The organism is Asaia bogorensis NBRC 16594, assembly GCF_001547995.1.
In the GTDB taxonomy this organism is placed as follows: Bacteria; Pseudomonadota; Alphaproteobacteria; order Acetobacterales; family Acetobacteraceae; genus Asaia; species Asaia bogorensis.
The window spans coordinates 337,514-362,595 of record NZ_AP014690.1; the positions used below are offsets into that span (position 1 = coordinate 337,514).

Annotated in this window: 19 protein-coding genes; 7 read left to right on the forward strand and 12 right to left on the reverse strand. The window is 59.2% G+C overall.

What is annotated here, in order from left to right:
• Position 1: 1 nt before the first annotated feature.
• Complete coding sequence (locus Asbog_RS01570) at positions 2-727, reverse strand: uracil-DNA glycosylase family protein (protein WP_062163836.1); 726 nt, start codon at positions 725-727, stop codon at positions 2-4.
• Between the two features lie 128 nt (positions 728-855).
• Between Asbog_RS01570 and Asbog_RS01575 the strand changes: the two genes are divergently transcribed.
• Positions 856-1,311, forward strand: a complete 456-nt coding sequence (locus tag Asbog_RS01575; protein WP_062163837.1) for a GNAT family N-acetyltransferase — start codon at positions 856-858, stop codon at positions 1,309-1,311.
• A 61-nt stretch (positions 1,312-1,372) separates the two neighbouring features.
• Here Asbog_RS01575 and Asbog_RS01580 read toward each other — a convergent pair whose 3' ends face one another.
• On the reverse strand, positions 1,373-3,064 hold the full coding sequence (locus Asbog_RS01580; protein WP_062165638.1) for a thiamine pyrophosphate-binding protein: 1,692 nt from the start codon (positions 3,062-3,064) through the stop codon (positions 1,373-1,375).
• A gap of 162 nt (positions 3,065-3,226) precedes the next feature.
• On the opposite strand from Asbog_RS01580, the gene Asbog_RS01585 reads away from it, so the two are divergent.
• Positions 3,227-3,712, forward strand: coding sequence for an Lrp/AsnC family transcriptional regulator (locus Asbog_RS01585; RefSeq protein ID WP_231944623.1), 486 nt, complete (start codon positions 3,227-3,229; stop codon positions 3,710-3,712).
• A 356-nt stretch (positions 3,713-4,068) separates the two neighbouring features.
• Here Asbog_RS01585 and Asbog_RS01590 read toward each other — a convergent pair whose 3' ends face one another.
• Both Asbog_RS01590 and tkt read right to left on the reverse strand, forming a co-directional pair.
• A complete protein-coding gene (locus Asbog_RS01590) occupies positions 4,069-4,836 on the reverse strand; it encodes an SDR family oxidoreductase (RefSeq protein WP_062163838.1) in 768 nt (255 codons plus the stop codon).
• Between the two features lie 72 nt (positions 4,837-4,908).
• Complete coding sequence (gene tkt, locus Asbog_RS01595; RefSeq protein WP_062163839.1) at positions 4,909-6,930, reverse strand: transketolase; 2,022 nt, start codon at positions 6,928-6,930, stop codon at positions 4,909-4,911.
• A 530-nt stretch (positions 6,931-7,460) separates the two neighbouring features.
• On the opposite strand from tkt, the gene Asbog_RS01600 reads away from it, so the two are divergent.
• Both Asbog_RS01600 and Asbog_RS01605 read left to right on the forward strand, forming a co-directional pair.
• Positions 7,461-8,804 carry an MFS transporter gene (locus tag Asbog_RS01600; protein WP_062163840.1) on the forward strand — a complete coding sequence of 448 codons (1,344 nt, stop codon included), beginning with the start codon at positions 7,461-7,463 and terminating at the stop codon, positions 8,802-8,804.
• A gap of 401 nt (positions 8,805-9,205) precedes the next feature.
• Positions 9,206-12,301: a TonB-dependent receptor plug domain-containing protein gene (locus tag Asbog_RS01605; protein ID WP_062163841.1), complete on the forward strand. Its 3,096-nt coding sequence runs from the start codon at positions 9,206-9,208 to the stop codon at positions 12,299-12,301.
• 211 nt (positions 12,302-12,512) lie between these two features.
• On the opposite strand, the gene Asbog_RS01610 is transcribed toward Asbog_RS01605, so the two are convergent.
• The 7 genes from Asbog_RS01610 to Asbog_RS01640 form a co-directional block, all read right to left on the reverse strand.
• Entirely contained in the window at positions 12,513-13,247 is a 735-nt protein-coding gene (locus tag Asbog_RS01610; RefSeq protein WP_062163842.1) for a class II aldolase/adducin family protein, read from the reverse strand.
• The gene (locus tag Asbog_RS01615) at positions 13,244-14,278 is read right to left on the reverse strand and encodes an isopenicillin N synthase family dioxygenase (protein ID WP_062163843.1); all 1,035 of its coding nucleotides are present in this window, start codon (positions 14,276-14,278) and stop codon (positions 13,244-13,246) included. Before Asbog_RS01615 ends, Asbog_RS01610 begins: the two co-directional genes overlap by 4 nt.
• A gap of 1 nt (position 14,279) precedes the next feature.
• Complete coding sequence (locus Asbog_RS01620) at positions 14,280-15,155, reverse strand: sugar phosphate isomerase/epimerase family protein (RefSeq protein ID WP_231944625.1); 876 nt, start codon at positions 15,153-15,155, stop codon at positions 14,280-14,282.
• A gap of 12 nt (positions 15,156-15,167) precedes the next feature.
• On the reverse strand, positions 15,168-17,501 hold the full coding sequence (locus Asbog_RS01625) for a TonB-dependent receptor (protein WP_231944626.1): 2,334 nt from the start codon (positions 17,499-17,501) through the stop codon (positions 15,168-15,170).
• Between the two features lie 163 nt (positions 17,502-17,664).
• Positions 17,665-18,426: an amino acid ABC transporter ATP-binding protein gene (locus Asbog_RS01630; protein WP_062163845.1), complete on the reverse strand. Its 762-nt coding sequence runs from the start codon at positions 18,424-18,426 to the stop codon at positions 17,665-17,667.
• Positions 18,416-20,017: an ABC transporter substrate-binding protein/permease gene (locus Asbog_RS01635; RefSeq protein WP_083510910.1), complete on the reverse strand. Its 1,602-nt coding sequence runs from the start codon at positions 20,015-20,017 to the stop codon at positions 18,416-18,418. The genes Asbog_RS01630 and Asbog_RS01635 overlap by 11 nt, the downstream gene beginning before the upstream one ends.
• A complete protein-coding gene (locus Asbog_RS01640; protein ID WP_062163846.1) occupies positions 20,017-20,973 on the reverse strand; it encodes a LysR family transcriptional regulator in 957 nt (318 codons plus the stop codon). The genes Asbog_RS01635 and Asbog_RS01640 overlap by 1 nt, the downstream gene beginning before the upstream one ends.
• A gap of 326 nt (positions 20,974-21,299) precedes the next feature.
• On the opposite strand from Asbog_RS01640, the gene Asbog_RS01645 reads away from it, so the two are divergent.
• The 3 genes from Asbog_RS01645 (at position 21,300) to Asbog_RS01655 (ending at position 24,084) form a co-directional block, all read left to right on the forward strand.
• Positions 21,300-22,166, forward strand: a complete 867-nt coding sequence (locus Asbog_RS01645) for a dimethylarginine dimethylaminohydrolase family protein (protein ID WP_062163847.1) — start codon at positions 21,300-21,302, stop codon at positions 22,164-22,166.
• A gap of 44 nt (positions 22,167-22,210) precedes the next feature.
• Positions 22,211-23,161, forward strand: a complete 951-nt coding sequence (locus tag Asbog_RS01650) for a 2-hydroxyacid dehydrogenase (RefSeq protein ID WP_062163848.1) — start codon at positions 22,211-22,213, stop codon at positions 23,159-23,161.
• 179 nt (positions 23,162-23,340) lie between these two features.
• A complete protein-coding gene (locus tag Asbog_RS01655) occupies positions 23,341-24,084 on the forward strand; it encodes a glycosyltransferase family 25 protein (protein WP_062163849.1) in 744 nt (247 codons plus the stop codon).
• Positions 24,085-24,130: 46 nt separating this feature from the next.
• Here the strand turns inward: Asbog_RS01655 and Asbog_RS01660 are convergent, their stop codons facing one another.
• Positions 24,131-24,970 carry a MurR/RpiR family transcriptional regulator gene (locus tag Asbog_RS01660; RefSeq protein WP_231944628.1) on the reverse strand — a complete coding sequence of 280 codons (840 nt, stop codon included), beginning with the start codon at positions 24,968-24,970 and terminating at the stop codon, positions 24,131-24,133.
• Positions 24,971-25,082 lie beyond the last annotated feature (112 nt).

The window sequence follows — 25,082 nt, forward strand, 5'->3', positions numbered from 1 at the left end:
GTTATCGTGGTGAAAAACCATATTCCTTGAAAAGGGTGCGAAGAATGGCACGTCGTCGCTTGGCTTTTGGCGTTTCCGCGTTGATGGCCCAGAATGAAAGGTGAGGCATGTTTATGACGGGAATGGTCCGACCGGCAATCGCGCATGTGCCTGAGTGAATCTTCCAGCCAGCATGATGCGCCTCGTGATTTTCGGTAAAATGCGCGCCTATTCCCCGTCTGAATGTATCGCGGTTGCCGTGCGTAAGAATTAATTCCGGCTGGATAGCGTCGATAAAGAATTCATGAACAGGGCGGCATTGCGCAATGGCGTTCTCAAAATTCATATGCAAACGCAGATTGCGTGACCGGGTAAATACTAGATTGCTCGCGGCAATCTTGCGTGTCTCCAGCCCCATCATCGCAAACAGTTTGCGTATACGGCACTGTAATGGCGCCTCTCCTGAGGGCGAGTTTCTTGGCGGGTCACCCCATGACTGATCCAGAAACGCATTTATCCCTGCTCGGCTGGCAGTTAGTGAGTGTCGTATGGTGCCGTCACGGTTGTTGTCAGGGCTCCCCCCGGGATTAAGGCCAAGGAAATAGACCGGACCCGGTACAAGCGTCATGACGTCGCTATAGAGGACGGCGCCGGATGCATCGAGCAAGGTGCCTCCACCCTGAATTGGCTGGGAAGCCAGATACGCTTCGGCCTGGTCGAGAACGCTGTGCGGAAAAATGGCTGACAAAGGTAACGATCCTTGGGAAGGTGTGCCCATCATCAGGCAAATGCAGGAGAGCGCAGGGGGCACGGACTACTTTGCGATCATTCTCCTGCTTTGGATCTGCTCAGGCAACAGGGGAGGCATATTGGCTCATGGAAATAGGGATCGACGATCTCTCCAGCGCGGAAAGTCGGGCGCTGCTGGCCTTGCATTTGTCGGGCATGGCGGAAAGCACGCCAGAGGCGTTTCGCTTTGCCCTTGATCTCTCCGGACTGACCACGCCCGAGGTTACGGTATGGACTGCGCGTATGGAGGGGCGTGTCGCCGCCATTGGGGCGCTGAAGCAGTTCGGTGAGGGTGTGGGAGAGGTCAAATCCATGCGGACCCACCCCGATTTTCTCGGGCGTGGCGCTGGAGCGGCCATACTGGGCACGCTTATCGAGGCTGCCAGAGCGCGTGGTCTGTTGCGATTGAGCCTCGAAACCGGGACGTCACCATCGTTCGAGGCTGCGATAAGGCTCTATCGCCGCTACGGGTTCGAGAGTGGTCCGCCCTTCGGCCCGTATAAGGCCACCGCGCATAACCAGTTCTTCCATCTGGCGTTGTAAAAGTGGGTCTAACGCAGCGAGGCCCCGTGTCGAGGCGAGGGCAGAACCCTCGCCGCAACATTCAGCGGCTGATCATGATCTCGATCAGATTGGCCTTGCCGCTCGCAATACCGGCCTGGATGGCGGGGGCGATATCGCCAGCGCGTGTCAGGCGCTGGGCAGGCAGGCCCATGGAGGTGGCGAGTGCCTGATAATCGATGGTGGGGTTGACGATATCCATCGCGATGAAGCGTCCGGTCTGTGCAGCCGTGTAGTTCTGCTGACCACGCATGAAGTTTTTCAGCACGTTATATTCGCAGTTATTCATGACAACGAAGGTGATGGGGAGGTTTTCGTGAGCGGCCGTCCAGAGCGCCTGGGGCGAATAAAGCGCCGCGCCATCACCCACGAGGCACACGACAGGCTCGCGCTTCAGGCCGAGTGAGCAGCCGATGGCAGCGGGCATGCCCCACCCCAAAGCCCCGCCGCGCAGAAAGGAGTATTGGGACGGATCGCTGCTTTCGAGAAAGCTGCGGACAAAACCCGATGTTGCAATGGCCTCATCCACGATCGGGGTGTCGGGGCCGACGGCCCGTACAGCCTCACGCGCAGCAAGAATGGGTGGGATAACTGCCTCATTCATGGCCGCATCAGCGCGGCCATGAAGGGTGGCGCGCTCCGAGGCGCGTTGCGTGGCCGCTTTGCGGCGCAGGGCGTCATAGGCGGGGGCATGGGCAAGCGAGGCGTTTTCCACCAATGACTGTAGCGCGTTGAGCGATGCCTTCAGATGGCCGCAGGTCGAGAGCGCCGTGGGATAGGTGCGCCCAAGATCGTTCACATCGGCAGAAAGCTGATAGACGGTACACCCCTCAGGAATAGCCGAGCCTTCGGTATAGAGAATGGTAATGAGCGATTTGCCGCCAATGGCGAAAATGGCGTCATACTGGGAGAGCACTTCGGCAATACCGCGCGCCGTGGTGGGCAGGTTGCCACGCCATAGCGGATGGGCGGTCGGGAAGGGGACGCGCGAGGGCCAGGAAGAGCCATAGACGGGCGCACCCAGTGTCTCGGCCAGAGCGGCCGTTTCGGCGGCGGCGCGGCTGGCATGGATTTCGTCGCCTGCAATCAGGGCAAGGCGCCCGGGCGCGATGGCGGCAAGGGCATTTGCCAGTTCTGGCAGGGCGCCGGCGACGGCATTGCGGTCGATGCGTGAAGGGGCCCCGGCACTGACGGTGCTCATCTCCTCCATCACGTCCATGGGCAAGGACAGAAAGATCGGGCCGGAAGGTGCGGCATCGGCGTCATGAAAGGCGCGCCGAACCAGCGTGGGAAGTTGCTCGGCAGAGGCAACTTCCTTGCCCCATTTCACCGCAGGCTCGGCAATTTTCAGAAGATCACCAAACAGGAGCGGATCGGTCACGGCGTGGCGCAGATCCTGCTGCCCTGCCGTGACGACAAGAGGTGTTTGCGAGACATGGGCGTTGAGCAGGTTACCCATGCCATGACCCAGGCCGCCTGCTGTATGCAGGTTGAGAAAACCTGGTCGGCCCGCTGCCTGGGCATAGCCATCGGCCATGGCCACGGCGCTCGCCTCCTGCAGGCCGAGGATGTAGCTGATATCGGGCCGGCGCAGCAGACTATCCATAAGAGGAAGCTCCGTCGTGCCGGGGTTGCCGAAGATATACTCGACCCCCTCGCTTGCGAGGATTTCGAGCAGGATATCGGCACCACTGCGGGCGTCGAGCGTGCTTGTCTTGGCGAAGCTGGCTGACATGGTCTGGCTCCAGAAAGGGCGTTTTTGCGGGATGTTGGCCAGTTGAGCCAGCATCCTTTTGCCGGAACGGTATCATGCAATCTTCTGATAAAAATTGCGTTTTCAGCTTCCAGAATATGGATCATACGCATAAAATATGCGGATAGAGACCGTTTTTGAGGTATGAAGATGCTTGAAGATCTGGATGCGATTGACCGCCATCTGCTGCAGTTGCTCCAGCAGGATGCATCACGCCCGACGGCCGAGCTGGCCGAATCTGTCGGGCTCTCGCAGGCGCCATGCTGGCGTCGCATACAGCGCCTCAAGGAATCCGGAATCCTGCAAAAACAGGTCTATCTGGTGGATCGGCGCAAGATCGGGCTGAACGCGCAGGTTTATGCTCTGGTGAAGCTCACAGCCCATGCCCGCGCCAATCTGGCTGCGTTCGAGGAGGCCATACGTGAATTCCCTGAAGTGCAGGATTGCTACGTTCTGCTTGGCTCGGTTGATTTCATCCTGCGCATCGTGACGCGGGATATCGAATCCTACGAGCAGTTCTTTCTGAAAAGACTGGCCCTGATCCCGGGAATACAGGAGGTCAACTCAATGGTGGCTCTGTCGGAAATCAAGCACACGCTCGAACTTCCCATAGAGCGTCTTGCCTCCTGAAGGCCGAAAATAAGGGCCTGTTTTCGAGTCCGAGCGCGCAGATCCTCTGCGACACGAAACGCAGTGACGCAGGACAAGGCGTGAAGGGCGCGTCGAATGGGTTCTGCTTACAAGGCCGATATGTCCGGCCTTACGTCCCGCCCCATGAGTAAAAACTGAACGGCACAATAATGCGGGATTAAAGGGGCCAACGCCCCTTTGCGGGTACCAGGGCAGCGCCCTGAACAGCCGTGCCAGCAACAGGGATTTCCCCATCCACAGATGAACGGCGGAACGGGCGAAAGACAGGATGACGCAAAACAGGTTTCGCAGGTTTCCGCCCCTCTGAGGGTCTCGGGGCAGAACCCTGCGCACCCTCACCAGCAGCAGAAACCGCCATCTACAAGCAGGTCGACTCCGGTGCAGAAGGACGCAGCGCGGGAGGAGAGGAAAATGGCGGGCCCCACCATTTCGCGCGGGACGGCAATGCGGTTCATGGGGGTGTCGTTCTCGAACACCTTCACACGCTCGGCCCATTCGGGGCGTGTGTTCATGGGGGTAGCGGTATAGCCGGGGCTGATGGTGTTCACACGTACGCCGCGCGTTGCCCATTCCATTGCAAGGCTCTTGCTCAGATGAATGACGGCGGCTTTGGACGCATTGTAATGCGCCTGCATCAGACCGCGATTGACGATCACGCCGGACATGGAGGCGATGTTGACAATTGACCCACGACCATTGGCCAGCATGGCGCGACCCTCGGCCTGAGAGGAGAGAAAGACGCCTGTCGTATTGATATCGAGCACGCGCTGCCACTGGTCGCGTCCCATCTCCTCGGCCGGGGCGGCATTGGCGATGCCTGCGGCATTGACGGCAACCGAAAGCAGGCCGAGCTCGGCCTGTGTGGCCGCAATGGCATCGGCCAGACTGGTTTCGTCGGTTGCATCACCCGTGCAGACCAGCGCGGCATGTTTGAGACCGCGGATACGGTCGGCAGTCTCGTCGAGGCCCTGACGTGAGCCGGGGAGGTCGAAACAGGCAACCGAAGCTCCGGCTTCGGCAAGGCCGATGGCGATCTGTTGCCCGATGCCGCTTCCGGCCCCGGTGACAAAAGCGACATCGCCGGAGAGATCGAAAAGGTCCATGAATTTATCCAGTATGGGTGGGGGCGGCATGGGTGGGTGCCGCCCGCAGAAATGCCGGGAAAGAGCGTGCTGTCAGGCGCTAAGGCGCCTGGCGTGACGGGCGAGAAGCGCTTCGGCGCGCGTGACGACATTGGCCGTCGTGAAGCCGAAATGGCGGAACAGATCCTGTGCCGGGCCGGATTCACCAAAGCCCGTCATGCCCACGACATCACCATCGAGCCCCACATAGCGTGCCCAGTACATCGTGCTTGCGGCCTCGATGGCCAGACGGGTGCGCACGCCATCGGGCAGGACGCTTTCGCGATAGTCTGCGTCCTGGGCATCGAAGGTTTCGGGTGAGGGCAGGGAAACCACCCGGACCGCGAGATTCCGGTTGCGCAGGAGGGTGGCGGAGTCCATGGCCAGTGTGACCTCCGAGCCTGTAGCAATCAGGATGAGGTCAGGGATGCCCGCGCAGTCGGAAAGGATGTAGCCACCGCGCCAGGCATTGCACAGTTGTTCCTCGCTGCGGCTGTGTTGCTTGAGCGGCAGGCGCGAGAGCGAAAAGGCGGTGGGTCCGTCACGACGTTCAAGCGCGCTGACCCAAGCGATGGCCGTCTCGACCTGATCGCAGGGGCGCCAGGTGACCATATTGGGCGTCTGGCGCAGGCTCGCGAGCTGTTCGACAGGCTGATGGGTGGGCCCGTCCTCGCCCAGACCGATGGAATCATGCGTATAGACCAGAATCTGACGCTGTTTCATGAGTGCTGCCATGCGCACGGCATTGCGCGCATATTCCATGAACATCAGGAAGGTCGCGGTGTAAGGAATGAGGCCGCCATGCAGGGCAATGCCATTGGCCATGGCGACCATGCCGAATTCGCGCACCCCGTAATCGACGTAATTGCCGGCTGCGTCGAAGCAGACAGAGGAAGACCCTGACCAGCGTGTGAGGCAGCTTGGGGTTATATCGGCACAGCCGCCGAACATTTCGGGCAGATGGGGGGCAAAGGCCTCAATGGCGTTCTGCGATGCCTTGCGCGAGGGAATATCCCTGGGGGCTGCCTGCAGGGTAGCGACGAACTCACGCGACAGGGTTGCCCAGTCTGCGGGGAAGGCGCCGGCCTGACGGCGGGTGAATTCGGCAGCCAGATCCGGGTAGGCATCGCGATAGCGGGAGAACAGATCGTTCCAGGCGGCCTCGGCCACCTCACCGGCAGGGCGATGATCCCAGTCACGATAGATGGCGTCAGGAATCTCGAAAGCCCGACTGGCCCAATCCAGACGCTCACGAATTCTGGCGATCTCATCGGCAGGAAGAACACCGCCATGCACCTTGTTGGTGCCGGCATAGCCTTCGGAACAACCCTGACCGATGGTGGTACGGCAGATGATCAGGCTAGGGCGCGTGGTTTCGGCGCGTGCCGCATTGAGTGCGCCAAGCACAGCATCGGGGTCATGCCCGTCAATCTCGCCGATTACCTGCCAGTCATAGGCCTCGAAACGCTTGCGCGTATCATCGGTATAGACCCCGTCGATCGGCCCATCATTGGTGACCATATTGCGATCATAGAGGGTGATCAGCTTGCCGAGCCCGAGCGTGCCCGCCAGAGCGCAGGCTTCATGCGAGATGCCTTCCATCAGGCAACCTTCACCCACATAGGCATAGGTGTGGTGATCGACGATGGGTAGACCGGGGCGATTGAACTGGGCGGCCAGAGTCTTTTCTGCCAGCGCCATCCCGACAGCGTTGGCGATACCCTGTCCCAGTGGGCCGGTGGTGGTTTCGATCCCGGGTGCATAGCCGAATTCGGGATGTCCGGGCGTTCTGGAATGGAGTTGGCGGAACTGCCTGATGTCCTCGATTGTCAGATCGAACCCGCTCAAATGAAGCAGGGCATAGAGCAGCATCGAGCCGTGGCCGTTGGAATAGACAAAGCGGTCACGGTTGCACCAGCCAGGGTTGGCCGGGTTGTAGCGCATCACCTCACGCCACAGCACTTCAGAGATATCAGCCATGCCCATTGGCGTGCCGGGATGGCCGGACTGGGCCTTGAAGATGGCATCTATGGCCAGGATACGGATGGCGTTGGCGCGTTGCTTGCGGGTTGTCATGAGAAGCCCTCGGTCTGATCCGGCCAGTGGCCGCAATGTTAGATTCGGCTGATGAAATGATATGTATTAAACTCTGTTCATGAAGCTTGTTTTGCGAAGCATGAATAATACCCATTTTGTTGCATTAAGAGAATACTACAAAAGCAATGTAGCCATCGAATAAAAATATCTAACTATGAGATTTTCATACAATCCATGCACGATAGCGTGATGGTTAGTCGGAATGCGTCCTAGGTATAAGCGTAAGACTTATATCTGTGGAATACATAGTTTCATGGGTAGACAATTCAAATTCTTGTCATCTTGGGGTGGTAATACATATTTCGTTCTATAAAAGTTCTTATATGATCTCATTAAAAAACGTTTATCATACCAACTCTGACAGCCTGAATGTCTCATACGAACAGACCGTCTGGTAACTATAACTCTTTTTTGTGATTTGCCGGAGGGGGGCAACCCGCGCAAAGGAGGACGGGCCAGGCACGCTGCAGGGCAGCAAGATGCCTTTTTTGAGACTCAGGAGAAACACAATGGCAGGCGGGACATTCGTCGGCGGGGCACGGTCCGCAACCGACACTTTGCCAGACATTGAGCCACAGACGGCTTTCGGACGGTTCATCTCATGGGCCGGCATTCCGCCGATCATGATCTGGGGCTTTATCGGTACTCTGCTCTTCATGATCGGGGACGGCGTAGAGAGTGGTTACCTCTCTCCCTATCTCGTCTCGCTCGGCTTTCAGGAGCATGACGTCGCCGGCCTGTTCACCATCTATGGCCTGACGGCAGCTGTATCGGCCTGGGCCTCGGGTGCCCTTTCCGACATGTGGGGCAGCCGCAAGGTCATGCTTGTGGGTCTGGCTATCTGGATCCTGTTCCAGATCGGGTTCCTGGGTTTCGCCCTGCCGTCCAAGTCCTGGACACTGATCACGCTGTTCTACGGTCTGCGTGGCTTTGGCTATCCGCTCTTCGCCTTCGGCTTTCTCGTCTGGGTTGTGAACACGGCGCCCGTGCAGAAACTGGGCTCCGCCGTCGGCTGGTTCTGGTTCTGCTTCACGGCAGGCCTGCCCACGCTGGGTACGACGATTGCCGGTGTCCTGCTGCCCATCATCGGTGGTTATGCAACCCTCTGGGTCGCCCTGAGCTTCGTCGTCTTCGGTGGTGCGCTGGCCCTGCTCGGCATGAACCGCGTGCCTCGCGTCGAAACTGGCAACAAGGGAGCCATCAAGACCCTGTTCATGTCGCTGGCCATCGGCTGGCAGCGTCCGAAAGTGGGTATTGGCTGCATTGTGCGCGCCATCAACACTTCAGCCGAGTTCGGCTTCCTGGTGTTCATGCCGCTCTACTTCACCCATACGCTCGGCTTCACCATGGGGCAGTGGCTGGCTGTTCTTCAGGCCATCTTCATCAGCAACATCTTCTTCAACCTGTTCCTGGGTATCATCAGTGACAAGCTGAGCTGGCGCTACACGGTGCTGATCATGGGTGGTATCGGCTCGACGCTGAGCACCATGGCACTGTATTTCGCACCGACGCTGCTGGGCCCTGACCACCTGTTCATCGTCATGATTGCCGGCGCCTTCTATGGCATGACCCTGGCTGGCTATGTGCCGCTGTCCGCGCTGATGCCTTACCTCGCTCCCGAGAACAAGGCAGCCGCCATGTCGCTGCTGAACCTCGGTGCAGGTGCCAGTGTCTGGATCGGCCCGGCCATCGTCTACATCTTCGAGCCTGCCTTCGGGGTGTTCGGTGTGATGGTTGTCTACTCCATCATCTACTTCATCAGTGCGGTTCTGACCTACTTCCTGAAGCTGGACCCGGAAGTGGAAGCTCATCTCCACTCCACCCGCGCTTCAGCCAAGGGTTTCTCCCACTGAGTGACCGGTTTCCTTCTTGAGACGAAGGAGAAAAAGGCGGGGCGCGAAGCCCCGCCTTTTTTGTTTCATGCGACCCCCATTCATGCCGATGCCCGCGCAGGGGAATGATGTGTGCTCCTGTCAATAGTTAACGATTAATGGTTCCCAAAAATTTCGGTTTTTCTCGAAATAGAGCTGAGCCACCCGAGAGCCCGATGATCTGTGATCGTTGTAAGTAACTGACAGAAAATGATTTCTGATTGGTAACGGTGCTTCAGGCAGTGTGACTTTGTTGCACAGCATTGCTCGAACTATGTAATATAAATGTAACGCGCCTTGCGGGCGTTAACAATCTTCCGTTACGGCTTGGGAACGTTGCGATGCGTAATATCGCGAATTAACCCATTTTGACGGAACGTTCCATGACGCTGCTCCCAAGAGAGACGCACGATTCGGGTCGCCATAACCCGATCGTCGCCCCGTCAACCCGACGCAAGCGACCGCTTGCCGCCGGTCTCATGAGTGCCACAGCCTGTGTCGCTCTGTTGCATTTCGTCAGTGACGCACGGGCACAGAGTGTTTCGGCCTCTGAAACATCGACAATCCCTGTCAATGCTGCCAAGGCTCCTGCCAAGAGCAAGGTGAAGGTCAATGCCCAGAGCCGCTCGACGCGTGCCAGGGCTGTTTCCGCACCGGTTGGGGACGCTCCTGCGACCTCGCGCCCCGAAACCATCATGGTGACGGGCTCGCTGTTCCGCGATCCGAACACGACCAGTGCGTCACCGATTACGCACATCACCATGAAGGACATGCAGCAGCGTGGCATCAAGACCGTGACCGATGCGCTGCAGCTCCTGTCTTCCAACGGTGCAGGTAATCTGACCAATGCCTGGTCGGCGGGTGGTGGCTTTGCCGCCGGTGCATCGGCTCCGTCGCTCCGCGGTCTCAGCACGGATTCGACGCTGGTCCTCATGGATGGGCAGCGCCTGTCGTACTATCCGCTGGCCGATGACGGCGAGCGCAACTTTGTCGACACCAACTGGATGCCGCAATCCATCATGCAGGGCGTGGACGTGCTGCAGGATGGCGGCTCGGCAACCTATGGTGCTGACGCCGTTGCCGGTGTGGTCAACATGATCACCCGTAAGGAAATCAAGGGTTTCGAGGGTAACGCCGAAGGTGGCCTGACGCAGCGTGGCGATGCGGGGCATCAGCGCCTCTACGCCACCTGGGGTCATGGCGACCTGCACAAGGACGGCTATAACTTCTACATCAACTCGGAATATCAGCAGGACGATCCGCTTTATTACCGTCAGCTCAATTCACCGTATAACAATGGTGACCTGACCGGGATCGGTGGCAGCAACGGTAACGATAACATCGTCTCGGGTGGCTCGATCACCAATTTCGCGCCGTCGACCGTAGCGCTCGTACGTCCTGTAACGGGAACCGGCACCAATACGGCACCCTGGTCGCTTCTGAACCAGCAGGCGGGTTGCCGTGGCCTCGATGGCCTGGTTACAGGAACTGTTGGCGGAAGCACCGGCATAAGCCAGGCCTGCTCGTGGAATACACAGAAATACGCCCAGGTCGCGCCTGACCTGCGTCGCGTCAGTGCCACGGCTCACTTCACGGCTAATGTCACCGAGCGTTCACAGCTGACAGCCATGTTCACCTGGTCGCAGGCGCGTTCCATCATCACCGGTACGCCCTACTCGACCTATGGCGGCACGTCCTACAGCCAGGCAAAGCTGGCGACAGCGCAGAACACCTATCTGCCTGTCTATCTGGCTGATGGCTCGCTCAACCCGAACAACCCTTACGCCGCACAGGGTGAGCAGGCTCAGGTCAATTACCGTTTCGGCGATCTGATTCCGACCACCATGGACACGAGCCAGAACTTCCGTGGCTCGGTGCGCTACAATGGCTGGCATCCGTCGCGCTGGGGTTCAGACTGGAATTACGACGTCAACTTCGTTGGCATGAACACGCTGCTGAACCAGACGATCACGGGCGTGCCGACCATCTCCGGCATCCAGAACGCCATTACCAGCGGCAGCTACAATTTCGTGGATCCGTCGCAGAACTCGCAGTCGGTGCTGAACGCCATCGCGCCGCGTAATGTCATCAATGCGCGCACACAGGAATATTCAGGCGAAGCCACGCTCAGCAAGGGTCTGTTCCACCTGCCGGGTGGTATGGCCAAGCTCGCCATCGGCGGCAACATTCGTTACGAAGCCCTGAACGATCCGAACGCCAACCCGCTCGATACGGCCAATCCGGCCAACCAGTACACCAGCTATATCAATCCTGTGAATGCTCAGGGCAGCCGCTGGGTCGAGTCAGGTTTTTTCCAGGCTGAGGCGCCGATTGTTAAGATGCTGAGTGCCGATGCCTCGGGCCGTTACGATCATTATTCAGAAGGCTTCAGCCATTTCTCGCCGAAATTCGGCGTGCAGTTCAAGCCGACCGAAAAGCTGACGATCCGCGGCACGTTCCAGAAGGGCTTCCGCGTTCCCAGCTTTGCTGAAACGGGCGGGTCGAATGTAGGCTACACCACCTACACGCCCAACAATGCCAACTTCATCAGCCAGCATCTGAACGCCAACGGTACGCCCAACAACTACGCGCAGAATTACTATATCGGCTCGAACACGGCCGGTAACCCAAACCTGCGTCCTGAAACCTCGACCAATTTCTCGGGTGGGCCGATCTTCCGCCCGACCCGCTGGCTGACCCTGATGGCGGATTACTATTATATCCGCAAGAACCACTACATCGCGCCTAACCCGGTTGGCACCACCAACGTGGCCAATGCCTATCTCGCAGGCGAAGCCCTGCCGACCGGTGTAACGGTTACCCCGGATATCGCCGATCCGCAGAACCCCAGCGGTCAGCTGCGCCCCGGCATCATCAATCTGGGCTACGTCAACACGAACAAGCTCGTGACTGACGGTTTCGACCTGTCCTTCGAAGCCAACACGCAGCTTCCCGGCGTGTTTCATGAAGTCCACTGGTACAGCAAGGGCACAGCAACCTTCGTTCGTCGCATGAACCTGACCAATCCGGATGGCTCGGTCTATCGCTATGCCGGAACGCTTGGGCCGTATGGTGCGGTTTCGGCCTCGGGAACGCCCCGCTGGCGCGCCAACTGGTCCAACACGCTGTCATGGCGCAAGCTGGCTGTCACGCCGACAGTCTATTACACCAGCGGTTATCGCACGACGGCTGAAGATCAGACCGGATCTGGTACGGCAGGCAATTGCGCAGACGCGCTCCAGTCGAGCAGCTTCGTTCCGCTGGGCCAGTGCAAGGTCAAGGGCTTCTGGGATGTCGACCTGACGGTGAACTATCAGTTCAACCGCCGTTGGAGCGCCTATGCCAACGTCTACAATCTGCTTGGCTTCAAATCGCCTTACGATTTCGGCACCTATGGCGGTTATCTCTACAACTCTTCCTGGACCCAGAACGGTGTCGTTCTTCGCTCCTTCCAGTTCGGCGTGAAGGTCGTTCTCTGATCCTCTCGCTCGTCTGACATGAAAAACCCTCCGGGCCGCGAAGCCCGGAGGGTTTTTTACGTTCTGGGCCGCTCTCAGGCATCCGGATGCACAGCCCGGATAAGAGCCATGGGAAGTGCCCCATGGAATAGGCTTCCGGATGGGCGTCTTGTGAGGGCGACTAATTTTCCGAGCGGTTGCCTCATGCCCTGCAAAGGGCGCATTCCCTGGCTCAGTTCTTGTAATCCGGTTGCTCACGATCCAGCTTGCGGCGCAGGGCCTTCCAGATCATCTGCCCCTGATCGGGGTCTGTCTCGAATTGCTGGCGCGCGCGCAGCACCTCGGCCTCGCTCGGGCAATGCAGCCTGGCCCCGGTCGATTGCGCGGCCAGCTGCACGCGGCAGGCCTGTTCCAGATAATACATGCGGTAAAAGGCCTGAGCCACGGTGCTTCCAATGGTCAGCAGGCCGTGATTTTGCAGAATCAGCCCCATATGGTCGCCCAGATCGCGCACCAGACGCTCGCGCTCGCTCAGATTGTCGTCCGCCGCAATACCCTCATAGGGGTGAAAGCCGATGCGCCCGTAGAACTCCATATTGATCTGGTTCAGGGGCAGGATTCCCTCTTCCTGCGCGGCAATGGCCATGCCCGCTAGAGTATGGCTGTGCATCACGCAGTCTGCCTCGGGATGGGCCCGGTGCACGGCGGAATGGATCACGAACCCAGCCGGATTGACCGGCCAGCTCGTCTCCTGCTGGGGGTGCCCTTCTGAATCCACCACTACGAGCGAGCTCGCCGTGATCTCCTCGAAAAGCAGCCCATAGGGATTGACCAGAAAGCGATGCCCCTCTCCGGGCAAACGCACGGAAAGATGGGTGTAGACCATGTCGGTCAGGCCGAACTGCGCGTAGAGCCGATAGGCGGCGGCCAGTTCCTCGCGCAATTCCTTTTCGGTCTGGGCGGTCATGCGGTCACTCCCGTCTTGCTGAAATGCCCAAATGTATTGGTGCGTCGTGTTCCCTCAGGCAAGGCAATTTCACCCCGCTCGCGTTTGGCAATGAGATAGGAATAGGTCTGCATGGCCTGCGCCCACATGTGATCCCCGATTTTCACGGCCTCATAGGCGGTGTCGCCCTTCTCGAAAGCGGGGAGGGGGCGTATTTCGTGATGATAATCGCAGGCATAGAAAAGCGGGAAGGAATAGCGTTCCTCCTTCACGCTGCGCACGCGATGGGCGGTGGCGACAAAAGCCCCCGCCGTCATCATTTCGAGCATATCGCCGATATTGACCACAAAACTCCCCGGAATGGGCGGCGCATCGATCCACTCACCCTTGCCGTTCAGCACTTCCAGACCCGGCTGGTCAGCCAGCAGGATGGTGAAGCACTCATAATCCGTATGCGCGCCAATGCCCGGTGCGTCATGCGCCTCACCATCGAAGGGATAATGGATCATGCGCAGCTTCGACGGGGGAAATTGCGCGACATCGTCGAAACTATGCTCATCGAGCCCCAGCGCGAGGGCGAAACCACGAAACAACACGCGCCCCAACTCGAAAACGGCCTTGTAATAGGCGCTCGCCCGCTCGCGGAACAGCGGGATGTCGGGCCAGTCATTGGGGCCGAGAAGCGGCGTTCCGGCCTGGACCAGAGGGTGATCGGCAGGAACCTCGAAGCCAATATCGAAGGCTTCCTTATGGTCGGGGCGGGATTTGTTGTAGATTTCCTCCCCTTCCGGAACGAAGCCCTTATGAGAGGCGGAACTACCAATATAGCGCTTCATTTTCTCCTCCAGAGGCTGGGAGAAGAAATCCTTCGCCGCCTGGCGCAGATCGGCGATGAGTTCGGGCGCAACGCGATGGCCGGCAATATAGAAAAACCCGATCCTGCTGGCTGCTTCGTGCAGCGCCGCCGCCACTTTCTGACGATCGGTCTTGTCTGCCGAATACAGCCCGGCAATATTGATTACCGGAATGGACGTGAAGGTCTCTTCTGTCATGTCAGGACTCTCCTGCTGAAGCGGGGAAGCACCCCGCAAAGGATCTGACCTGATCCTGCCTGAGCCAGTCATTCATGGCATGGCGGTCGGCAAGGGGCAGATCGGTGAAGGGCAAGGTATGGGTGTAGCCATCGGGGCCACATTCCGGTGTCAGCGTTGTGACATCGTAGCCGCGTGCGCGCTGCGACACCCAGATTCGGCGCCAGAAATCGCGGTGAAAATCGAGTGCCTTCTGGTTTTCAGGTGCCGCCGGATGCGAAACCTGCGGTCCCTGATCATAGCCCACGCGTGCCTGAACGTGATGCACACGCGCGATGAATCCACTGAAATCATCGCAGGGGTCATCGAGCAGTCTTTCGCAGCCCACCACCCAATGGCTGATATCGGCGGTAAAAAGCGCTTCGGGTATTTGCACGATAACATCGAGCGTGATCCAGGGCGTGGCGCAGAGCCGGGCGCGATGGGTCTCGAAGCTGAGCGTCAGCCCGTGCTTCTGTCCCAGCCCCATCGCACGACCGATGAATTCGGCCTGAAGCGCAGCATTCCAGCGATCATTGCCGCCCAGCACGTTCACGAAGCGGGGGGAGAGGAGCACGGCGCGCCCGAGGGCCTCATCCAGATCGGCTAGATGGTCGTCCAGCGTCGCGCACTGGCGGGGGATGACCCCGCCGCCGGTCAGGGCAATGGCGATATAGGGGCAATCGGTGTCGCGCAGGGCCGTGCGGCAGGTAGCGAGGTTTTCCGGCTCCGGGATACGCGCCTCGATCCCGTCATAACCCCGACGATGGGCATCGGCGATTGCCTCAACCCAGGGACGCGTATCGCCCCAGAGTGTTAGGAAGCTGTCGAGGCGCATCGGCGTGTCGTCTCCCGTCATGCTTGTATCGGATCAGAAATTATAGCGCAGATCGCAGCCGATCCAGCGTGGCGTCTGAAGGAACTGCACGCGGGAATTATCCGAGCCTGTGAAGGAATAGGTGTTGCCGTGCTTGTTGAGCATGTTGTCGACATACACGGCGGCCGTCCATTTGCCGGTTTTCGGCCCCACCTCCATCCGCATCCCGAAAGAGCTGATCTTGTCGGTCACGCCATTGGGGTCACCCAAGGCCACCAGCATATTGTCTTTCCAGGTATAGCTGGTCTGGAGCGTCATGCGATAGGCGCGGGGCAGGTCGATGCCATAACGTGCCACGGCATTCCAGGAGAAGCGCGGGGCGAAAGGCAGCACCGAATGAGCGGTGACGGAGGAAAGCAGCGGCAGACCGCCGATATCATTCACCGCATTGGTCGCCTGTGCATCGAGATAGGCAAAGGAGCCGCGCAGATCGAGATTGGGGATCAGATCATGCAATGTGCTCGACAATTCGCCGCCGCGGGTACGGGCACGGGGGATAGGCCCAAGGCTGAGTGAGGTGATGTTCATGGGCATTTCAGCCACGAACAGCGTCTGGCGGTTGTGATATTCGTAATCGAACAGCGCGCCTTCGATCTGCACATGGTTGTGCAGCAGGCTTGTCTTGGCGCCGACTTCATAAGCGATCATGTTTTCAGGACGCACATAATCGAGTGCCTGAGGGGCAGAAACAGGGGCCGCAAAATAGGCGCCCGCCTTGTAGCCGTTGGAAATGGTGGCATAGACCTGTGTGCCGGGCATGATAGTGTAACGCAGCCCCACGCGCCCTGTCAGGCGGGCATAGGAATGGGTGGTGTCGAGGCGTGAGAGATAGGCACCCTTGGTCGTGAGTGCGCCAGCATCGTCGATCGTCCCGCCATTGAAGCCACGATCATCCCAGGAGAAACGGCCCGAGGCGATGAAATCGAGATTACGCAGCACATTGGTGACCGTGTTGATATAGAGCCCGGTCGAGACATTCTGCTGCACGAAACGGTCTGTCAGATTGCCGTTGGGCACGCCGAGCAGAAAGGAACGGTAGCTCGTATAGGCCCCGTTGATCTTGTCCCAGGATTCATAGACGCCCACCGTCAGGTGAAAACGTTTCGCCAGATCCATCCTGAGATGCATGTCATGGGACTGGGCGAGGGACGTGTCATTCCAGTGATAATCACCGACGTTGATTGATTCGCCATCGTAATTATCATAATCGCTGCGACGGAAGGCGTCGAAGGCGGTGGTCGAGACGAACTGCCCCCAGTTGAAATCATGGGTGTAATTGATCGAGACGCCGCCGCCATTTTCGTTACGGCCGACGCGGTTCGTACCCACATTGACCGCGTTATAGGACGCATTTGGCCCCACACCCACCGTTCCGGTCGGAAAGCCGTTGACCGCATCGCCATCCGTATCCTGCGGCGACATCGAAATGCCCTTGTCGCGCGTGTAATGGATGTTCAGCAAAAGGCTGGAACGGTCATCGATCAGAAAGCGCGTGAGATTGCGCAAGCCCAGCTGATCCTGCGAGCCATAGCGTTTGTTCGTGTGGATATCGCGCTGCCAGCCATCGCCATTGATATAGGAAAAGGCGGTGCGGTTCTGGACACGGTCGGAGATCGGCACATTGACCGCTGCACTCGCCGTGTTGGTGCCATAGCTGCTATAGCCCCAATCCACATAGCCGCCGAATTTGCCATCGGGCTTGACCGTCTCGACCGCAATGTTCCCACCTGTCGAACTGCGCCCGTAATCGAAACCCTGCGGCCCCTTCTCGACGGCGACGGACTGGGTGTCGAACATCTGCCCCGTATAGAACACGGGATAGGGGGCAAAGACGCCGTCCTGATAGATGCCGATCCCGCCCATGTTATTGCCGGTATAATCGTCGAGCCCGATCCCGCGGATCGAGAAGACAGGCGTGCTGCCCGAAGTGGCATTCACCGCGGTAAGGCCCGGCGTATAGGCTGCAATATCCTTGGGGCTGGTGATGTGCAGTTCCTGCAACTCGCGGCCACTCAGCACATTGACCGTGGCCGCCGTTGTCAGGAAGCGCTGAGCGCGTGATCCCGTGACCTGAATGGCCTCCGGGTCGGAATGGGGTGCTGCATGGCGCCAGGCATGGGTGCTGCTGCGCGGCGTATGGGTGGCGCGGGATGGGGAAGCGCCATGAAGGGGATGATTGGGTGTCGTGGTGTACGGGCTTGTTGCTGCATGGGCCACACCGCCCATACAGGACCCCTCCAATCCCGAGCCAACCAGAACGATCCCGGCAGAGAGCGAAAGCGCCGTGCTGGTGAGGCGGCGAAATCCTTTGGGCAGGCGCGTCATCATGAAAAGGACTCCCGTCAGTGGCTTCCCAGTCATTGAAGAGGCGAAACGACATCCTGTTCGATTGAAAAAAACCAAACCTCACTTTGTCAGATCGTTACCCATATCGCGTCATTCATGGAATTATGGCAAATCTTCCGGGATCACGCGTTTTGAGACGCCTTTGTCACGTGTGGTGAATCATCTGGTCCAGAAACTGGCGCGCACGGGCCGTATCGGGTGCTGTGAAAAACTTCTCCGGGGGGGAAGCCTCCAGCACGACGCCCTTGTCCATGAACACCACGCGGTCGGCAATATGGCGCGCAAACCCCATTTCATGCGTGACGCAGATTGTGGTGATGCGTCGCTCAGCCAGGGCGTTGATAATGCTGATCACACCCTTGATGGCTTCCGGGTCCAGAGCCGCAGTAGGTTCGTCGAAGAGAATGATATCGGGCGCCATGCACAGGGCGCGGGCAATCGCGACACGCTGCTGCTGCCCGCCTGAAAGCTGGATCGGGTATTTATCGGCCTGTTCGCCGATACCCACCTGCTCCAGATAGCCTCGGGCGAGCGATTCCGTTGCATCGCGATGGGCCTTGCGGACAAGACGCGGGGCGAGTGTGCAGTTTTCCAGCACGGTGAGGTGCGGAAAGAGATTATAATTTTGGAACACCATCCCCACTGCCCCGCGCAGCAGGGGCAGGCTTGTCTTGTTGTCGATCACCTCACCATCGATCATGAGCACCCCACTATCATGGGGCTCGATACGGTTCAGTGTGCGGATAAAGGTCGATTTCCCTGATCCTGATGGCCCCAGAACGACAATTTTCTCGCCATGATCGATATCGAGGCTCACCCGGTCCAGCGCGAGAAACTCGCCATAGAATTTGCTGAGCTTGCGCAGGCTGAGGGCGCAATCGGGGTTGGGGGGCAGATTATGCAACATGGTTTGATGTCTCCACAGCTGCGGTGCCAGCCGCTGCCCTGTCTGCAGGGTTTTCCGTGGTCATCCCGGGTCTGGCGGCGCTCCCGGCGCGGCTTGCCCAGACAAAGCGTGTTTCAATGCGCTTTTGCAGGTGCAGGAAGGCAAATACCATCACAAGGTAATAGACCAGCGCCGCAGCGTAATATTCGGTAAACTCGAAGCTTCGCGCCACCTGAACCTGCGTGATGAACAGCAGCTCCTGCAGGGAGATGACCGAAGCCAGCGAGGTTGTCTTGAGCAGTGAAATGAATTCATTGATGGTAGGCGGCAGTGCCACGCGCAGGGCCTGGGGAAAGATCACATGGCGGTAGATCTGTGCCTGACTCATGCCCAGAGCCTGCCCCCCTGCCAGCTGTCCGGGGTCGATGGCGCTCAGCGCCGCCCGATTGATCTCGACCTGATAGGCCGATTCATTGATCGACAGACAGATCCATGTGGCCAGAAAAGGCGAAAACCAGCTCTCGCGAAATACCGGAAAGAATTGCGGCAGCGCATTCCAGATGAAGAGAAGCTGCAGCAATGTCGGCGCACCACGAAAAACGGCGACGTAGGCCCGCAGGAAAGGATGCCAGAGTGAGCGCGGGGCATTGAGTTTCAGGGCAATGGGAATGGAAATAACGATGGCCGCTGCATGAGAGGCGAGCGCAATCGCCAGCGTCATGACGGCGCCCTTGAGGAACGCCATCGAAAAAAGGGCTGAGAAAAACGTGGTTGTGTTGAAGCGCGGTCTTTCACTGTGCACACCGAGCGCCGCTCGAGCAGCCGGGCCGACATTCCATTTTTTCTCAAGGGCTGCGATCTTGCCCTGCTGCTTCAGCGTGGCGATGGCCCCATCCAGCAGCGCCTTGTCCTGCCCGGTGCGGCGCAGATAGATCGCGAACTCCGAATAGCCCGGTAGGGAAGGGGTGAAGATGACATGGAGCTTGCTGCCCAGCTGGGCCTGTCGATAGAAAAGCTCGACATCCTGACTCAGGAAATTCTGTGACCGTCCAACCAGAACCTGCTGCACCACCTGATCTTCGCTCGGATATTGCTGAAGCATGATCGGGGCCTTGCCGCGTGCAGCCAGGCCCTGGTTGATTTCCTCGATACGGGCGGCATAGCTCGTGCCTGATTCAACAGCGAGGCTCTGCCCCGCGAGGGCGTCGAAACTACTTACCGAAGCGATCTGGCTGGGGGCCACCACAACCGGCGAGGTTTCGAGATAGGCAACCGCATCAAACAGCCGCTCGCGCGACGCCTGTTTGAGCACCCCGCTCATGACCAGACTGCACCGCCCCGCCCCGAGGCTCGGGAAAAGCCCTGTGAAATCCATCGTCTCGAACTGAACGGGGACATGCCAATAGGCGCCCAGCTCACGCGCCAGCGCGATATCGAACCCGTCCAGCGCCGAGAGATCTGCCCCGTTGACGAATGTCATGGGGGGCAGGGTCGGATTGGTGCAGATACGCAGCGTTCCGTTTTCGATGAAGGCCGGGCGTTCCTGGGCATAGCCTGAAGCTGGCGAGAGGAACACGACCAGCAGCGCGAGGCAGGCGATGAGGCGGCGCATCAGCATGTCTCTTCCAGAATGGCGCGGAAGGTTTCGGCCATGAGCCCGTTTTCCGGGGTGGGATGTATCAGGAAGTAGAAATGATTCACCAGATGCAGGTCATTGAACACGATATGGCGCAGCCTGTCCTGCTGGACCATCTGCGTCACGAACAGCTCGGGCAGAAAACCGACATACATGCCCGACAGGATCAGCAGGGCGCGTGAGTCGATATTATCGGCGCGCGCCGCAAAATTCATGGAGGGGCGCAGTTCATCCCATCGCGGGGAAGATGCGGCATCGCTGACACTGATCATGCGTGCCTCGGCGAGGGCGGCGATATCGATCGTGTCTTCCGGGCGGTCAAAAAGCGGATGGCGGGCGCCGCAGTAAAGATTGGACCGTTCGCTGAAGAGGGCGGTTGCTTCCATTTCGGGCTGCTGGTGCGGATAGAGCGTAATCCCGGCCGTTGCCGTCCCGTTACGCACGGCAAATTCCACATCGCGTGTCGAGGCCGAGCGCACATCCATCTCAACCGCAGGATAGCGGCTGGTAAAGATCTGGATGGCCCGCAACAGGGCGGTTTCGCCATGAAACTGGATGTTGTCGGGCAGATAGAGGCAGAACCGTCCCGAGAGCGTTCCGCTGACATCATTGATGCGCTGCTGGAACAGATCGATATCGGTAAAAAGGCGCGTCGTGGCATCGAGTACCCCCTGGCCCTCATTCGTCAGGGCAAAACCCGCGCGCCCACGGTGGCACAACACCATGCTCAGCCGGTTTTCAAGGGCGGCAATGTCAATGCTGATCGAGGATTTGCTCTTGCCCAGCGCCAGTTCTGCCGCAGCGAAACCGCCATGCTGGGCCACGCAGGCAAAGACACGCAGAAGGCGCAGATCGACCTCGGCGATACGCCCCTGAAACCCGCTGGCGCGAGGTGGGCGTCGTGGCGTGGCGTTGGGGCGGATACGTGACAAAGGCGGGAATCCTGCTTCAGCAAACACGTGATGATATCTCCCCTTGCGACACGATCAACCGTTCATCTGCCAGCCTTCTGTCGGGCTTTGGCAAAAGCCAGGTCGGTTACAGGGAGTATGCCGGGTGGAGCGCAGGCGATAATTTATGAAACGCCAAACCAAACTCCATCTCATTGTAATTGAGAAATGATCCAGTGGCTTCTAGCCTCGCTCATACCTGACGGGCGTTGATGGCCTGCCAGATGCCTCATCGGGCCTTGCGTCAGGCAGGGTCGCAGCCGGCAGAACCTGCCCCGCCGGGTCTGCCTTCAACAGGAGCGCCGTGCATGACTGCCAATCGCTGGTTCATTGATAGCGAAACCGGAACATTGTCGGATGTGCTGCTCTGCCCGCCTGATTTCTACACCTGGAACCCGAGCAACGATATCGCCATACGCACCCTTGCCACGGGCGCACGTCCGGACCCGGCAAAGCTGAAAGCGCAATTTGCCGGGTTGGTACACGTGCTGGAAGAGGCTGGCGTTCATTGCCATTTCCTCACCCCGCGGGAGGGCCAGCCCTATCAGGTCTATACACGCGATTCGTCGCAAACGACCCCATGGGGCACGGTTGTCACGCGCCTGATGCGCCCCGAGCGCCAGCCCGAGCAGGAGGGGATCGAGGCTTTTTACGCCGAAGACGAGATCACCGGATACTGCACCGAGGGTTATGTCGAGGGGGGTGATATCCATATCATCCGTCCCGGCCTGGTTGTGGTGGGTGTCAGTGGCGGCCGTACAACCGTCGAGGGGGCGCAGGCCTTTCTCAAGCCTTTCGAAGCGGCAGGCTGGATATGCCGCATGGTCCATTTCCCCGAGCATTTCCTGCATCTGGATGTGATTTTCACGATGGTGACCGAAGGCCTCGCCATTGGCGTCACGGATGTGCTGGAGGATGAAGACCTTGCCTGGTTCGAGGCGCAGGGCATCCGTATTCTTCCCGTGACCTACAAGGAGGCCATGCGTGATATGGCGTGCAATGTGCTGGCGCTGGGTGAGGGGCGTGTGGTGAGCCCCCGACATTCGCGCCGCGTCAACGCCATGTTGCGCGATCATGGTCTGACCGTGCTGGAGCCTGAACTTGACGAGTTCTCGCAAGGCGGTGGCAGCATACACTGCATGACGATGCCGCTCAGACGTGCCAGTCTGGCCTGACGACACGGTATCATGTTTTTTGATGCAGGCAGGAGAGCGTATTCATGGCACCACGTCTGATCATCAGTGCTGATGGGCCGGAAGCCTTTGCAGGCTGGCGCGATTCCTTTGCCACCCATGCGCCCGATATCGAGATCCTGTCCTGGTTCGATCCTGCCACGCCCCGTGATGCGGCGCAGTATGCGCTGGTCTGGGAGGCCGATGACGATGATTTGCGCGCCATGGGGCATCTGCACGGTATCCTGTGCACGGGCGCAGGCGTCAATCACCTCGTCAGAAGTCCGGCCTTTCCCCGTCATGTGCCGCTCGTGCGCATGGGGGGTGGCGATACGGCGCGGCTGATGGCCGATTATGTTTTATGGGCGTGCATGACCCTCTTGCGTGATGCCCGGACATGGGCCTTGCAGCAGGCGCGGCATGAATGGGCGCGTAATCTGGTTTCGCGTACCAGCGCCAATACCCGCGTCGCTGTGCTCGGTTATGGGCAGATCGGGGCGGTGGTGGCGCAAAGCCTAGCGCGTGCCGGATTTGAAGTCTGCGCCTGGCGTCGCTCGCGAGGGGAAACCGCAGACGGGCCTGTCAGTCTTTTCAGCGGGTCGCAAGGGCTTGAGCATGTTCTCGGTCAGGCCGATCTGCTGGTCAATCTCCTGCCCAGCACCCCCCAGACACGACACCTCCTGAACGAGGCAACCCTAACGCAATTGCCGCGCGGTGCAGGGCTTATCAATGTCGGTCGTGGCGATCATCTGGTAGAGGCCGATCTGCTGGCCCTGCTGGATGCGGGGCATCTCTGCGGTGCCGTGCTGGACGTGGTGGCCGAAGAGCCCCTGTCTACGCATTCGCCGCTATGGGATCACCCGGCCATCACGCTGACCCCCCACGTGGCCTCCGAAGCCTCACGGGAGGAACAGGTCCGTTATGTGGCGGAGGTTATTCGTGAGATGGAACGCGGGGGAAATCCGTCGCTTCTCTATGACCACCAGCGTGGGTACTGACTGCTTCGCTCATGCGCGGCTGGGTGATCTGCGCAAGCCCTGACGGGTATGTGGCTCGCCCCATGGGGCAACTGTCTGTCAGTGTCCCGGTATGATTTTACCCCTGCGTTTTTCCCGTCGCCCGGCATTATGCTAGAATGGCTTTCCTGCAATGGTGGCAGGTATGGCAGGGGAGTATTATGCGCAGGGTCGTCATCAACAGGGCATGTGATACGGAGAGACTGCAGGCATTTCGGCTTGCCAATGCCCATATGCCCGATATTGAACGCGTTGAGGGAACAGAGGGGCGCGATATCCCGCTCGCGTCACTGGTCGAGCGTGGCATGGCCGATGCCGGGCTGGTCTATAAGCCTGGCGCCATAGGGGCAGCCTTGTCCCATCTGGGGTTGTGGAGCCATGCAGCGCATCAGAACGAAGCACTGATGATTTTCGAGGATGACGCCCTGTTGTGCCGAAACTTCGAGGCGGAATCCGCGCGATTGATCGCGACCCTTCCGCCCGAGTGGGACGTTGTCCTGCTGGGTTATAATTTCAATGCACCGATCACGATCGACGCCTTGCCAGGCGTGACACGCAGCGTGATCACGTTTGATGAGCGGCGCATGCAGAAAAACGCTGCATCGTTTGTGGCGCAGGATCGTCAGAGCGTTGCCTATCGTCTGCTTCAGGCGTTCGGTCTATGCGCCTATGTGGTGTCGCCCAAGGGCGCGCGCCGGCTGCTCGAATGTTGTCTGCCGCTGCGGGCGCAGGAATATCAGCAACTCGGTCTGGATCGGATGGTGCGTAATGTCGGTATCGACGTCGTGACGTCCTATTATTTTTCCCAGCTAGAGGCTTATGGCGCTTTTCCGCCGCTTGCCCTCTCGCCCAATGACAAGACGATCTCCACTATCAGCCCACGCGTGACAGGCCGCCTGGTCTGAAGCCGGATGCGGGATTTCCAGTACGCCGGCGCGCTCTGCTGATCGCCTAGCCCCGGCGTTCGGCAATGGCGGCAGCAAGGGTTGAAACGAGCACCAGCGAGGCTGCGTTGGAGCGAAATCCCTGAAAATCGGCTTCATGCACTTCCAGCCACAGGCCTGACTGCGGGATGACCGGGCTGGCTGCGCTGTCCGTCATGGCGATAACCGGCACATGGCGCGCCTCGAGCGCTTGAAACAGCTCGATCGTGCGGGGTGCGTAATCCGTATAGCTCAGCACCAGAGCTGCATCCTCTGGTCCGGCATGGGCAAAGCTTTCCTCTTCCATACCGGTTTCGAGCCCAATGATCTGATGGCGAATATCGAGTTTTGCCAGAAGATAGGACAGATAGCGTATGACTGGCATGGAACGGCGCAGCCCCAGGAGATAGAGGCAGTTGGCCTGCGCCATGGTGGTGACAGCAGCCTCAAGCCGTTCAGGCAGCAGATGGGCCTGCAAGGCACGCAGGGAGTCATGCGCTGCCTCGTAAAAACCATTGAAAATAACTGAGGCTTCGAGCGGCTCGCCATCGACGCGATGCAGCGCATTGACGCGCTCGCGATAGGTCACGTTGCGCACGCGCAAACGGTCACGAAAAACCGCCTGCATTTCCGAAAAGCCGCCAAAACCCAGCGTGCGGGCAAAACGCACGACGGTCGAGGGCTGCACGCCGGCCTGTCTTGCCAGGGAGCTGACCGTTCCGAGCGCCACTTCATCGGGATCCTCGGTCACGAAATCAGCAAGCTGGACCAGCCTCTTGGGAAGCTGCGCATAGCATTGGCGCAGGCGATGGTGGAACGCGTCAAAATCGGACTGGGTCGGCACGGCGTCTTCAGCAATATCGGTCAAGGCAAGGTGATCCGCAAAAGGGAATGGATATTCCATAGCAAAACCGGGCATCCGGGCGAAGTGTCCCGGTCGCTCATGACGCCCTTGCCACGCAGTTAATCACATCAGCGTG

What these genes read in the sequence shown, in the direction of transcription:
- Asbog_RS01575 (WP_062163837.1), top strand. Translation starts at nt 856, where the DNA reads ATGGAAATAGGGATCGACGATCTCTCCAGCGCGGAAAGTCGGGCGCTG.
- Asbog_RS01615 (WP_062163843.1), bottom strand. Translation starts at nt 14,278, where the DNA reads ATGACAGAAGAGACCTTCACGTCCATTCCGGTAATCAATATTGCCGGG.
- Asbog_RS01580 (WP_062165638.1), bottom strand. Translation starts at nt 3,064, where the DNA reads ATGTCAGCCAGCTTCGCCAAGACAAGCACGCTCGACGCCCGCAGTGGT.
- Asbog_RS01605 (WP_062163841.1), top strand. Translation starts at nt 9,206, where the DNA reads ATGACGCTGCTCCCAAGAGAGACGCACGATTCGGGTCGCCATAACCCG.
- Asbog_RS01600 (WP_062163840.1), top strand. Translation starts at nt 7,461, where the DNA reads ATGGCAGGCGGGACATTCGTCGGCGGGGCACGGTCCGCAACCGACACT.
- Asbog_RS01650 (WP_062163848.1), top strand. Translation starts at nt 22,211, where the DNA reads ATGGCACCACGTCTGATCATCAGTGCTGATGGGCCGGAAGCCTTTGCA.
- Asbog_RS01645 (WP_062163847.1), top strand. Translation starts at nt 21,300, where the DNA reads ATGACTGCCAATCGCTGGTTCATTGATAGCGAAACCGGAACATTGTCG.
- Asbog_RS01625 (WP_231944626.1), bottom strand. Translation starts at nt 17,501, where the DNA reads ATGATGACGCGCCTGCCCAAAGGATTTCGCCGCCTCACCAGCACGGCG.
- Asbog_RS01620 (WP_231944625.1), bottom strand. Translation starts at nt 15,155, where the DNA reads ATGACGGGAGACGACACGCCGATGCGCCTCGACAGCTTCCTAACACTC.
- tkt (WP_062163839.1), bottom strand. Translation starts at nt 6,930, where the DNA reads ATGACAACCCGCAAGCAACGCGCCAACGCCATCCGTATCCTGGCCATA.
- Asbog_RS01635 (WP_083510910.1), bottom strand. Translation starts at nt 20,017, where the DNA reads ATGCGCCGCCTCATCGCCTGCCTCGCGCTGCTGGTCGTGTTCCTCTCG.
- Asbog_RS01630 (WP_062163845.1), bottom strand. Translation starts at nt 18,426, where the DNA reads ATGTTGCATAATCTGCCCCCCAACCCCGATTGCGCCCTCAGCCTGCGC.
- Asbog_RS01655 (WP_062163849.1), top strand. Translation starts at nt 23,341, where the DNA reads ATGCGCAGGGTCGTCATCAACAGGGCATGTGATACGGAGAGACTGCAG.
- Asbog_RS01610 (WP_062163842.1), bottom strand. Translation starts at nt 13,247, where the DNA reads ATGACCGCCCAGACCGAAAAGGAATTGCGCGAGGAACTGGCCGCCGCC.
- Asbog_RS01585 (WP_231944623.1), top strand. Translation starts at nt 3,227, where the DNA reads ATGAAGATGCTTGAAGATCTGGATGCGATTGACCGCCATCTGCTGCAG.
- Asbog_RS01590 (WP_062163838.1), bottom strand. Translation starts at nt 4,836, where the DNA reads ATGGACCTTTTCGATCTCTCCGGCGATGTCGCTTTTGTCACCGGGGCC.